The organism is Mucilaginibacter segetis, assembly GCF_016522075.1.
Lineage (GTDB): Bacteria > Bacteroidota > Bacteroidia > Sphingobacteriales > Sphingobacteriaceae > Mucilaginibacter > Mucilaginibacter segetis.
The window spans coordinates 85388-98149 of the sequence record NZ_JAEHFW010000004.1; the positions used below are offsets into that span (position 1 = coordinate 85388).

The 12762-nt window shown below is 41.6% G+C and carries 9 protein-coding genes and 1 riboswitch; of the genes, 6 read left to right on the forward strand and 3 right to left on the reverse strand.

Annotation, left to right across the window (positions count from 1 at the left end; translation table 11 throughout):
• Positions 1-5 precede the first annotated feature (5 nt).
• Positions 6-1592 carry a S41 family peptidase gene (locus I5M19_RS18090; RefSeq protein WP_200067784.1) on the reverse strand — a complete coding sequence of 529 codons (1587 nt, stop codon included), beginning with the start codon at positions 1590-1592 and terminating at the stop codon, positions 6-8.
• A gap of 104 nt (positions 1593-1696) precedes the next feature.
• Here I5M19_RS18090 and murQ point away from each other — a divergent pair, with 104 nt between their 5' ends.
• From murQ to metF, 6 genes are all read left to right on the forward strand, one after another.
• Complete coding sequence (murQ, locus tag I5M19_RS18095; protein ID WP_200067785.1) at positions 1697-2503, forward strand: N-acetylmuramic acid 6-phosphate etherase; 807 nt, start codon at positions 1697-1699, stop codon at positions 2501-2503.
• A gap of 18 nt (positions 2504-2521) precedes the next feature.
• Positions 2522-3088 carry a hypothetical protein gene (locus tag I5M19_RS18100; RefSeq protein ID WP_200067786.1) on the forward strand — a complete coding sequence of 189 codons (567 nt, stop codon included), beginning with the start codon at positions 2522-2524 and terminating at the stop codon, positions 3086-3088.
• 73 nt (positions 3089-3161) lie between these two features.
• Complete coding sequence (locus tag I5M19_RS18105) at positions 3162-3893, forward strand: Bax inhibitor-1/YccA family protein (RefSeq protein WP_200067787.1); 732 nt, start codon at positions 3162-3164, stop codon at positions 3891-3893.
• A gap of 117 nt (positions 3894-4010) precedes the next feature.
• A riboswitch (SAM riboswitch) is annotated at positions 4011-4119 on the forward strand.
• A gap of 101 nt (positions 4120-4220) precedes the next feature.
• A complete protein-coding gene (gene metH, locus I5M19_RS18110; RefSeq protein ID WP_200067788.1) occupies positions 4221-7940 on the forward strand; it encodes a methionine synthase in 3720 nt (1239 codons plus the stop codon).
• Positions 7941-7980: 40 nt separating this feature from the next.
• The gene (locus I5M19_RS18115) at positions 7981-8343 is read left to right on the forward strand and encodes a four helix bundle protein (protein ID WP_200067789.1); all 363 of its coding nucleotides are present in this window, start codon (positions 7981-7983) and stop codon (positions 8341-8343) included.
• Positions 8344-8378: 35 nt separating this feature from the next.
• Positions 8379-9335 carry a methylenetetrahydrofolate reductase [NAD(P)H] gene (gene metF / locus I5M19_RS18120; RefSeq protein WP_200067790.1) on the forward strand — a complete coding sequence of 319 codons (957 nt, stop codon included), beginning with the start codon at positions 8379-8381 and terminating at the stop codon, positions 9333-9335.
• A gap of 71 nt (positions 9336-9406) precedes the next feature.
• Here the strand turns inward: metF and I5M19_RS18125 are convergent, their stop codons facing one another.
• Positions 9407-11050 carry a S8 family serine peptidase gene (locus I5M19_RS18125; RefSeq protein WP_200067791.1) on the reverse strand — a complete coding sequence of 548 codons (1644 nt, stop codon included), beginning with the start codon at positions 11048-11050 and terminating at the stop codon, positions 9407-9409.
• 28 nt (positions 11051-11078) lie between these two features.
• Positions 11079-12620 (reverse strand): L-piperidine-6-carboxylate dehydrogenase, encoded by a 1542-nt coding sequence (amaB, locus tag I5M19_RS18130; RefSeq protein WP_200067792.1) that lies wholly within the window; start codon positions 12618-12620, stop codon positions 11079-11081.
• Positions 12621-12762 lie beyond the last annotated feature (142 nt).

Here is a 12762-nt window from a genome sequence, read left to right on the forward strand (position 1 = left end):
GACATTTATAGGTTTATTGCTGCCTTAAATGTTTTATCATTGCTGTTAATAATGCGATAATAAGCATTGTTACCCCACTTAAACCTGGCCGTATTTGCCTTGAGCACAGTTTTTATCATCTCCCTGGAAGCCTTTAGCTCCAGGGGATCCATCACTTTTATTGTTTGTGACGCATAGCTTATAAAGTTTTTAAAAATATCATCTGTTATTTCAAAATGAGCTATGAAATCATCAGCAGTAGCGTATTTTTTTAGAACAGGGTGCAACTTGTCGATCACAAAAGCTGAGAATAATTGGTTCTCATTAAGTTCATCTAATAATATCGAAAATTGAGTAGTGTCTACAGGTATAAATACATCAGGCATAATACCCCCTTTGCTGAAAACCGGCCGTCCGTTTACCGTATGATAAGTGGTTGTCCCGGCAAATGCACTATCACTTAAGTTGCTGCTTGCAGATAAAAGTTCGCCTTTGCGTTCCCGGTTTACCAGTTCATTCTGGTAACTTTCTAACCCATCCTTATATGATTTCTGAATTGACCTGCCGGAAGGAGTATAGTATCGTGCTATAGTTAAGTTTATGGCTGTGCCGTCGCCAAAGGGGTATTGTTGCTGAACCAGGCCCTTCCCGAATGAACGGCGACCAATTATGGTGGCTCTGTCAAGATCCTGCAAGGCCCCGGCAAGTATCTCACTGGCGGATGCGGAACGTTCGTCAATCATCACAGCTAATTTCCCTGTCAGGTAATTTCCAGAGTCGGTAGAGAAATAATCCGTTCGGGGCTCATGTGCGCCCTTAGTATAAACAATAAGCTTTCCGCCGGGTAAAAATTCATCAGCCATTGCTGTTGCGGTGTTTACATAACCACCTCCGTTGCCTCTCAGGTCAAGCACCAGTTTTTTCATTCCCTGTGCTTTAAGCTTTTGCAGGGCGCTTCTGAAATCATCGTCGGTTGTTGTAGCAAATTTTGTTATTTTTATGTACCCGGTAAAGTTGTCCGTTAAATAAGCAGCATCCAGGCTACTCAGATCAACAAAGCCACGTTTTATAGTATAACTTGCGGTTTGCCCGTTGTCCATTAATACGCCAAGTGTTATTTTAGTGTCCTTTGCGCCTCGGAATGTCCTGCTGATGCGATTAACAGTTAAATGCGTGCCGGAAAAAGGTTTGCCGTTAACTGTAAGCACTTTACTTCCGGTAGGGAGTTTTGCATGCGCGGCGGGCCCGTCATTATATATTTGCGTAATTACAAGCGTATCCCTCAATAGCTGGTATTCCAGGCCAATGCCGGTAAATCCGCCGTCCAGTTTTTCATTTAGTGATTGCGCCTGCCTTGCAGGCAGGTAAATAGAATGGGGATCAAGATTTTGTAAAAGATCGTTCACGGTTACACCTTCAATACTGTCGGTGTTTATGGAGTCGACGTAATTGTTTTTGACCAGATACAGGGTTTTTAATATTTTATCATTACCTGTATTTCTGAAACCAATCTTGCTGCCTGAAAAATTATAGTCAGTTATCCATATGCCTATTGCAATGCCTATCAGTATAAGTATGATTGTTCTGAAGATAATTCCCGCGGTTCTTTTCATTGTTGTGGAGCAAATTTAATCATTCGCCTGTATTGCCTATAATTTATATAATCTTAGTTGCTTTGATGTTTTTTATTCAATTTTGTTAAAAATTTATCAGTTACATGAATATTACTACCGAGAAAGATTCCCTTTACACCGGATTGGAAAACATGCAGATAAGTGAACTGCTTCAGCATATTAACGCTGAAGATAAAACTGTTCCGCTGGCGGTTGAAAAGGCATTGCCACAGATTGAAGCTTTAGCTAAAGCCGTTACGGATAAAATGCGCAATGGCGGCAGATTGTTTTATATAGGTGCAGGCACAAGCGGCAGGTTGGGTGTGGTTGATGCATCGGAATGCCCCCCGACTTTTGGTGTGCCGTTTGATTGGGTAGTAGGGATTATTGCAGGCGGTGATGGTGCTATACGTAAGGCTGTTGAATTTGCCGAGGATGATGCTGAACAGGCATGGAAAGATCTGCAACAGTTTAACATTAATTCCGGAGATGTTGTAGTAGGCATAGCGGCATCTGGTACCACACCTTATGTTGTTGGTGGCTTAAAGGCCGCTAATGAAAATAATTTAATAACCGGATGTATCGTTTGTAATAGTGGTAGTCCGGTTGCTGCAGCAGCCAAATATCCTGTTGAAGTAGTTACCGGGCCGGAGTTTGTTACGGGATCAACCCGTATGAAAGCGGGCACCGCGCAAAAGCTGGTTTTAAATATGCTGAGTACAAGTGTAATGATACAGTTGGGCCGTGTAAAGGGTAATAAAATGGTAGATATGCAGTTAAGCAATAATAAACTTGTTGACCGCGGAACACGGATGGTAATGAAAGAAACAGGGTTAGATGAGGCTACTGCTGCTGAATTGCTTAAAAAGCATGGCAGTGTTAGAAAAGCGGTGGATAGTTTAAATAATTGATGGTTTATAAAAAAATAGATGCACGAAATAGAGCCATATTATAAGTGGAGGGATGACTATGTAGCGTCGGAGGATGAATATTCGCCCTTTTACGCCACACAGTACAGTGAGTTTGAATACGATAAGCAGATATATAACTATTTGCTTCATCCGCAGTGGGATTCATTCGGCTCAAATACCTTATACCTGAAAGTACTGTATGTTGATTATGACCGGCATTACAGTATTATTGAATTAATAGGTGAGTGGAACGATGCTATTAACAATGATATAATGCTTCTTAAACGGGAGCTTCTGGAGCTGATGATAGATCAGGGGGTTAATAAGTTTGTGCTTATAGGTGAAAATGTTTTAAACTTTCATTCATCAGACGATTGCTATTACGAAGAATGGTTTCAGGATATTGATGATGGCTGGATAGCCGGCATAAATTTTCAAGAACACGTAATAGATGAATTTAAAAATAGCGGGATAGATTACTACATTAATTTTGGCGGTAATTTGGATGAGCTTAACTGGCGTGCACTGAAACCTGTACAAGTATTTAAAAAAGTAGAAGAGCAATTGTTAAAAAGGTTAAATTGATTAAACCTTACCTCAAACCAACAATCATTTAAATAAATAATTCTAAATTCGTATTGAATAATTTCGTAATAAAATGGAAAATAATACTTCTGACTACGTTTATAAAAACGTAATACAAATTGATGATGCAGATGCTTCCCGTAAGTATTTAGCCAATGTATTTATATGGATGTTTGCTGCATTAGGTATTTCGGCGGTTATAACTTTTGAAATCACCCAACACTTAGATTTTTTAAAACTTATTGTCGACCCCGTAAACGGTGGATTTACAGGCTTGGGTTACATAGCTATTTTTTCTCCACTTGCATTTTCAGTTGTAATTAATTTCGGGTATAATAAAATCTCATATCCGATCATGGTCTTTCTGTTTCTTGCTTATGCAGCTGTCATTGGTATCAGCTTGAGTATTTTATGTTTAATTTACACAGCATCTTCTATATTTAGTGTGTTTTTAACTACTTCGTTGGTGTTTGGTGTAATGGCTGTAGCTGGCTATACAACCAGGCAAGACCTTACAAAATTCGGCTCCATTCTTTATATGATCTTTATTGGTGCTTTTATAGCCGGATTAGTAAATTTCTTTTTAGGAAGTGCACAAATCAGCTATATTTTAAGCTTTGTTTTTGCCGCAGCAATGATAGGGTTAACATCTTATTATGTGCAATTATTGAAACGAATAGGCGCAGGGCTTGAATATGGTTCAGCACAATACAAAAAATTAGTAATTATTGGAGCATTTACACTTTATACTACTTTTATTAATCTGTTTATATCGTTGTTGCGTATTTTCGGTAATAGGCGATAAGTATATCTCATTAAATAAGTAAAGCCGCCTTGTGCGGCTTTTCACATTTAACAGACCTCTGGTTTCGCAGGCCTATACTGTATTTGCACATTACAAACTTATTATTCATCTTTGTAACGCTTATGGAGAAAGGCGGAGGGATTAGACCCTGCGATGTCTTGGCAACCTGTGCTTACAAGGTGCTACATTCTACTTGGACGGTTTAACCGGTCAGGAAAGATAAGCGAAAGTCAAATAAATACACCTGACTTTTCGAGATAAGCTATATTTTTTTGTGTTGCAATTTGTTGCTTAACATAAGCAGCCTGCAACCCGCACAGCTTTATAATGGATATTAGAAAAGAATTAGAGAAACGCATCCTGGTTATTGACGGGGCGATGGGCACCATGATACAACGGTACGAACTAACCGAGGAAGATTTTCGTGGTGACCGTTTTCGTGACCATCCGTCAGATCTGAAAGGGAATAATGACCTGCTGAATATCACCCGTCCGGATGTGATTAAGGCTATACATGCCGAATACCTTGATGCAGGCGCCGATATTATTGAAACCAATACCTTTAGCACGCAGCGTATATCACTGGCAGATTATCATCTGGAAGAACTGGCTTATGAGTTGAGTTTTGAAGGTGCCCGTTTGGCACGCGAGGTTGCCGATGAATACACACAAAAAAATCCGGATAAGCCACGTTTTGTGGCCGGAGCTGTTGGTCCTACAAATCGTACCGCTTCCTTATCGCCGGATGTGAATGACCCCGGCTATCGTGCCGTTACTTTTGATGATTTGGCCGAGGCCTACTATGAGCAGGTACGTGGCCTGGTTGATGGTGGCGCACATGTATTATTAGTGGAAACCATATTTGATACACTTAATGCTAAAGCGGCATTATATGCTATCCAGCGCTATAAGGATGAATGCGAGGCAGCTGGTAAAAGCTATCCGGCGTATAGCAAAGATGGTGGTGTGATGATATCCGGAACCATAACAGATGCTTCCGGACGTACCCTTTCAGGACAAACGGTTGAGGCTTTCTGGAACTCGGTAAGTCACGCTAACCTGCTGTCGGTAGGATTAAATTGTGCTTTGGGCGCGAAAGAAATGCGTCCGCATTTAGAAGAACTTTCCGAAAAGGCGGGAGTATATATTTCCGCTTATCCAAACGCGGGGCTCCCAAATGAATTTGGCGCTTATGACGAAACCCCTCATGAAACAGCTCATCAGGTAGATGATTTCATGAAAGCTGGTTTGGTAAATATAGTAGGTGGTTGCTGTGGCACCACGCCAGACCATATAAGCCGTATTGCCGAAAAAGCAGCAAGGTATCAGGCGCGTAAAAAGCCGGTTATTGAACCGTACTTACGCCTTAGCGGTTTAGAGGCAGTAACGCTTACACCCGAAACCAACTTTGTAAATATTGGTGAACGTACTAATATTACCGGATCGCCCAAATTCTCCAAATTAATATTAGCCGAGGATTATGAAGCCGCGTTAAGTGTTGCCTTGCAGCAGGTAGAAGGTGGCGCCCAGGTGATAGATATTAATATGGATGAGGGGATGATAGACTCTGAAGCCGTGATGGTGAAATTCCTGAACCTGGTAGCTTCGGAGCCGGATATCGCCAAATTGCCGATCATGATCGATTCCTCTAAATGGACGGTTATTGAGGCCGGTTTAAAATGTTTGCAGGGCAAGGGTATTGTTAATTCTATTTCGCTAAAAGAAGGAGAAGAGAAATTTAAAGAATACGCGCGAAAAATTTTAAGCTATGGCGCAGCCACGGTAGTAATGGCTTTTGATGAAACCGGTCAGGCTGATTCATTGGAGCGTCGTAAAGAGATCTGCGAGCGCTCTTACCGCATCTTAGTTGATGAAGTTGGCTTCCCTCCGCAGGACATCATATTCGACCCCAATATTTTAACCGTTGCCACCGGGTTAGATGAGCATAATAACTACGCGGTTGATTTTATTGAAGCCACCCGCTGGATTAAGCAAAACCTACCACTGGCTAAGGTTAGCGGCGGGGTAAGTAATATATCGTTCTCATTCCGGGGGAATAACACTGTACGTGAGGCTATGCATTCCGCCTTCCTGTACCATGCTATTAAAGCAGGGTTGGATATGGGAATTGTAAACGCTGGTATGCTGGAAGTTTATCAGGAGATACCCAAAGATCTGCTGGAACTGGTGGAAGATGTTTTACTGAACCGCAGGCCGGATGCTACCGAACGTTTGGTTGAATTTGCCGATACCATAAAAAGTAAGGGCAAAACCGTTGTACGTGATGAGGAATGGCGTAAGGGAACTGTTGAAGAGCGGCTATCACATGCTTTAGTAAAAGGTATTATTGAGTATCTGGATGATGATGTTGAAGAGGCCCGTCAAAAGCTTCCTAAGCCGTTAGAAGTAATAGAAGGTCCGTTAATGGACGGGATGAATATAGTAGGTGACTTGTTTGGCGCCGGAAAAATGTTTTTGCCGCAAGTAGTAAAATCGGCAAGGGTAATGAAAAAGGCAGTTGCTTATTTATTGCCATTTATTGAGGCTGAAAAACAAAGAGTGATTGACGCCGGTGAAGACTCAAGCGGTAACCGGGCTAACGCCGGAAAAGTATTAATGGCCACTGTAAAAGGCGATGTGCACGATATTGGAAAAAATATAGTTGGAGTTGTTTTAGCCTGTAATAACTTTGAAGTGATTGACCTGGGCGTGATGGTGCCTGCTCAGCGTATTATTGAAGAAGCAAAAAAACAGGATGTTGATATCATCGGCCTCAGCGGACTGATAACTCCGTCGCTTGATGAGATGGTGCATTTTGCCAAAGAAATGGAACGTGAAGGGTTTACCATTCCGTTAATAATAGGAGGTGCTACCACATCAAGAATACATGCCGCGGTAAAAGTTGCACCAAACTATTCGGGGCCTGCTATTCATGTGCTGGATGCATCCCGAAGTGTTACGGTTTGCAGTAATCTGATGAACAAGGATCAACGCAATGAATATATACAGGGCATCAAGGATGAATACGCCAAAGCCCGGGAAGCACATTTAAATAAAAAGTCGGACAAGCGTTTCGTAAGTATAGAAGATGCCCGTAATTTAAAATGCCAGATCAATTTAAACGGTGCAATGCCCGCGAAACCGGCCCTGACAGGTACAAAGGTTTTCGAAAATTATCCATTAGATAAATTGGTGCCTTATATTGATTGGACACCCTTTTTTCATACCTGGGAACTGCGTGGCAGCTATCCTAAAATATTTAATGACAAGTATGTTGGCACCGAAGCTAAAAAGCTGTATGATGACGCGCAGGTACTGTTAAAGCGTATAGTAGATAACAAATTATTGAGGGCTAACGGTGTAATAGGTTTTTGGCCTGCAAATAGTGTAGGTGATGATATAGAGATCTACACTGATGAATCACGCACACAATTATTAACCCGCATACATACATTGCGTCAGCAGGCCGAAAAGGCCAAAGGCGAGCCTTATTACGCGCTATCGGATTTCATCGCACCTAAAGACAGCGGCATAGCCGATTACTGGGGTGGCTTTGCAGTTACTACAGGTATAGGATGTGATGAATTGGTGGCTGAATTTGAACGCGATCATGACGATTATAACAGCATTATGGCAAAGGCACTTGCCGATCGGTTAGCAGAAGCGTTTGCTGAAAAAATGCATGAATTGGTACGTAAGGAATACTGGGGGTATGCAAAGGCTGAGAAACTCGAAACTGATGAATTGATAAAAGAAGCTTATCAGGGAATTCGCCCGGCGCCGGGTTATCCTGCCTGTCCGGATCATACGGAAAAGACCACTTTATTTGAGATACTTAAGGCTGAAGACAATGCCCACATGTATTTGACCGAAAGCCTGGCTATGATGCCGGCAGCATCCGTAAGCGGATTTTATTTTGCTCATCCACAGGCACGCTATTTTGGCTTGGGTAAAATAGGCAAAGATCAGGTGGTGGATTATGCTAAACGTAAAAATATGTCAGTAGACACCGTTGAACGCTGGTTGGGGCCAAATTTGAATTATTAAGCAGAGCCGGAGGCAAGAAGAGAGACATAAATAGCTAATAATGACATACACAGACTTAGAAGCCTGGAAAGAATCAAGATCATTAGTAAAAATGGTTTATGATTGCTTATTGCCATTTCCTAAAGAAGAGGTGTATGGTTTACAATCCCAGATAAAAAGGTCTGTAATATCAATACCCTCTAATATAGCTGAGGGGTGTGGGCGTAGTCATCCTAAAGATTCAATGCGGTTCTTTTTTATTGCGAGAGGATCTGCTTATGAGTTAGAAACGCAACTTTATCTCTCTTTTGATCTGGGATTTATTGACGATGCAGTTCTTAAGCAGCTTTTAGATAAACTTGCCCAAATAAGAAAATTACTTGCAGGGTTAATTAATCATCAAAAATCTCAAATAAAAGACTAATCTCACACTAATCACCCGCACTCGCACCAAATCGAATGAAAATAACCGAACATATAGAAAACGCAAAGGGTAAAACGCTTTTCTCTTTTGAACTGATACCACCATTAAAGGGGCATAGTATACAAGGTATTTATGATGCTATTGATCCTTTAATGGAGTTTAATCCGCCTTTTATTGATGTGACCTCGTTGCGCGAGGATTATATTTATAAACAACATGAAACCGGCTTGTTGGAAAAACTGGCCTATCGTAAACGTCCGGGGACAATTGCTATCTGCGCTGCCATCATGAATAAATATAAGGTAGACACTGTTCCGCATTTGCTGTGCGGTGGCTTTACCAAGGATGAGACGGAGAACGGCCTGATTGACCTTCAATTCCTGGGAATAGAAAACGTACTTGTGCTGCGTGGTGACGCTAGGCGTGGAGATAGTTCGTTTGTGCCAACACCTAATGGGCATTGCTACGCGACCGATTTGCTGCAACAGGTAATAAATATGAATAATGGCGTCTATCTACACGAGAATCATGAAGGTATCCTGAAATCGGATTTTTGTGTTGGTGTAGCTGGCTATCCCGAAAAACATTTTGAGGCACCTAACCTGAAAACCGATTTTAAATATTTAAAGCAAAAGGTGGATATGGGAGCAAAATTTATTGTTACCCAGATGTTTTTTGATAATCAGAAATATTTTGAGTTTGTAAATAACTGCCGGGCAAATGGAATTGACGTACCAATTATACCGGGATTAAAACCTATTACTACTTCAAAGCAGTTAGTTAATCTGTCAAAAACATTCCATATTGATATACCGGAAGATTTAAGCGACGCCATACACGACTGTAAGGAAGAAAAAAATGTTAAAGATGTAGGTATTGAATGGATGATAAATCAGTGTAAAGATCTGGTGAAGTTTGGCGCGCCTGTGCTGCATTTTTATACCATGGGAAATCCCGGTCCGACAAAAAAAATTGCTGAAGCTATATTTTAGATTTTTATAAAAAGGACAAAGGGTGGACCATTAAAATGATTCCACCCTTTGTCATGAAGCACAATGATATTTTATTTACTTCTTTCGCCTTTTAATTTAGAGGCAGCAACTAATGCTTTATAAGCATTAACAACACCCCCTGTTTTTGAAAGAGTAGTAAAATCAACTTTTTCTTTTGTGCCCGGTTTAATTACCATTGTACCGTTTAATGGAGTAGCTGATTCTAGTATAACCTGCTTTAATTGTTTTGCACTCAAATTAGGGTAATACTCTAATACCAACGCGGCAATGCCGGCGGTAATAGGCGAAGCAAAGCTGGTTCCGTCAGCAGTATTAAACTCGGCATCCATATCAATAGAAGTAACCTTAACGCCGGGGGCAAAAACATCTACCGTTCTTTTGCCATAATTACTGAAAGAAGCAGGTAATTCTTCGTCCTGCTTAGCTGATGAGGCACCCACACTTATAACATTGTCTGCATCTGTGCTTGATCCATCTTCAAATGTGTCATTAGGATATTGTGGAGTTACATCCACATCCTGATTGTCGTTACCCGAAGCCTGTACTAAAAGCACATCTTTGGAGGCAGCATATTTAAAGGCTTCATCAACCCATGCCTTATGCGGAGATAATTTTTTCCCAAAGCTCATGTTAATGATCTTGGCGCCGTTGTCAACGGCATAGTGTATAGCATTAGCAATATCTTTATCGTACTCATCGCCGTTTGGTACAGCCTTAATGCCCATTATACGAACATTGTCTGCTATACCATCAATGCCGTAGCCGTTGCCGCGTACCGCGCCAATTAAACCTGCAACACCTGTTCCGTGTGATGCATCAGGGAATTTAAGGATATTATTACCATAAGGTTTTCCGTCTTTTATGTCAGGGTTATCACCCACAATACGTTTGCGTGCATCAAGGTCAGGATTTACATCGTTATTTAGTTTAGCAAGATACTCACTCAGGTCTGCTATGATCTTGGCATTGGTAGAATTTCCACCTTCTTGCTGAAACACAGATTCCCATACGTATTTGCTGCGGTTAACCGTATCATTAGTTGTTTTTATCTTAGCCAGATCCTCTAATTTAAAGGCATCATCCGTTTTAAGGTTAAGCGCCCTTTTAATATAACCACTGGTGGTCATCAATGCATTCATAACGGGTTGCAATTGCTGTATACCCTGCTGCGATTTTTCAAGTGTTGAATCGTGCGTGGCTTTTACTTTAACCCAGTAATCGTACTCTTTTTGATCGCCGTTAATCGGGCCTGTCGCGTTGGCATATTTATCTTTAAGCCGGTTGTACTCTCTTACTTCTTCAGTAGTTTCAGTGTAATCGCATTTACCGCCGGGGCCGCCTAAAAAATCCCAGCCATGTATATCATCAACATATCCGTTATGATCATCATCAATACCGTTGCCGGCAATTTCTTTTGGATTGGTCCACAATATTGGTTTTAGATCTGCCTGGGCGGTATCTATACCACTATCTATTGTAGCTACAATAACTGTTTTGCTTTTTTTGCCTTTAACAAACTGATAAGCCTGGTTAAGGCTAACTCCAAAGTAGCCATCGGTTTTAAGATCCATTTGATGCCAGTTTTTTGGCAGTTCGGGTTCAGCAGCAGGCGCTGTTTGTGCAAAGCCTTGTATGCCGGTTAGCATGGTGCCGCAAACCAGGGCACCCGTTATTAATTTGCAATATTTGTGCATTTTATAATATAATTTGTTTTTTAAGTATTTACAGATCGAATTTAATTCCTTGTGCTAAAGGCAACGTTTTAGAATGGTTTATAGTATTGGTTTGGCGACGCATGTACACCTTCCAGGCATCAGAACCAGACTCGCGTCCGCCGCCGGTTTCCTTTTCGCCGCCGAAAGCCCCACCTATTTCTGCACCGGACGTGCCTATATTTACGTTGGCTATACCGCAATCAGATCCCGCGAAAGATAAAAATGTTTCAGCTTCGCGCAGGTTATTGGTGATAATAGCAGATGAAAGTCCCTGCGGTACACCGTTTTGTAGATTGATGGCCTCATCCAGATCCTGATATTTGATAAGATAAAGTATAGGAGCAAAAGTTTCATGCTGTACTATAGCGTAATGGTTCTCTACCTCCGCTATGCAGGGTTTTACATAACACCCGGATGCGTAAGCCTCGCCCTCCAGTTTTCCGCCGTCCACCACAAAATTGCCACCCTCCGCTTTGCATTTTTCAATGGATTCCAGGTAAAGTTTAACCGCGTCTTTATCAATAAGCGGACCCATGTGGTTGTGTTCATCCAGCGGATCGCCGATTTTTATTTGCGCATATGCATTGATCAGTTTCTGCCTGAAATCATCATAAACACTATGATGAATAATTAAACGGCGGGTACTGGTACAACGCTGCCCCGCAGTGCCTACCGCGCCGAATACCGCGCCAATCAAAGCCATATCCAAGTCGGCGTTTTCGGTAATAATAATAGCATTGTTACCGCCAAGTTCCAATAAACTTTTTCCTAATCGTGCACCTACGGCAGCGCTTACGGATTTCCCCATGCGGGTTGATCCTGTTGCCGATATTAATGGTAAACGGGTATCATTGGCCATCAGTTCGCCAATACTGCGGTCACCAATAACCAGGCACGATACCCCTTCATCAATACCATTCTTTTTAAAAACATCCTGTGCAATATGCTGGCAGGCAATGGCTGTTAAAGGTGTTTTTTCTGATGGTTTCCAAATACACACATCGCCGCAAACCCATGCCAGCATAGCGTTCCAGCTCCAAACCGCTACCGGAAAGTTAAATGCCGAGATGATGCCCACAATGCCTAATGGATGATATTGTTCATACATGCGGTGTTCCGGCCGTTCTGAATGCATGGTTAAACCATAAAGCTGTCTGCTTAATCCAACAGCAAAATCACATATATCTATCATTTCCTGTACTTCGCCGTAGCCCTCCTGCAAGCTCTTGCCCATTTCATAGGAAACTAAGGTGCCTAACTCTTTTTTATTGAGCCTTAGCTGATCGCCAATTTGCCTTACTATTTCGCCCCGTTTGGGTGCAGGTATTTGCCGCCAGCTTTTAAAGGCTTTAGCAGCAATATCTACTACGGTATTATACTCAGCAGGAGTAGCGAATTTAACGGAAGCTATACGTTTACCATCAACCGGAGATAGAATGTCGTTTACAGGCGAATCGGGACTGCTGCCTTCATCCTTGCCTGTACTAAAAGCATGGTTAATGTCGTTTATATGTAAATGATCAAGAATTTCTGAAATAGCTAAGCTCATAATGGTTACTTTTGTCAAAGTTAAAAATCTTTAGGGCAATATCATCAACTCATCCTCTGCCGGTTAAAATGCTGTACATTTATTATCAGTTACTTGCATTGCAAACTTGTTAATAATGTTTGTATGTTGAAAACTTAATTGC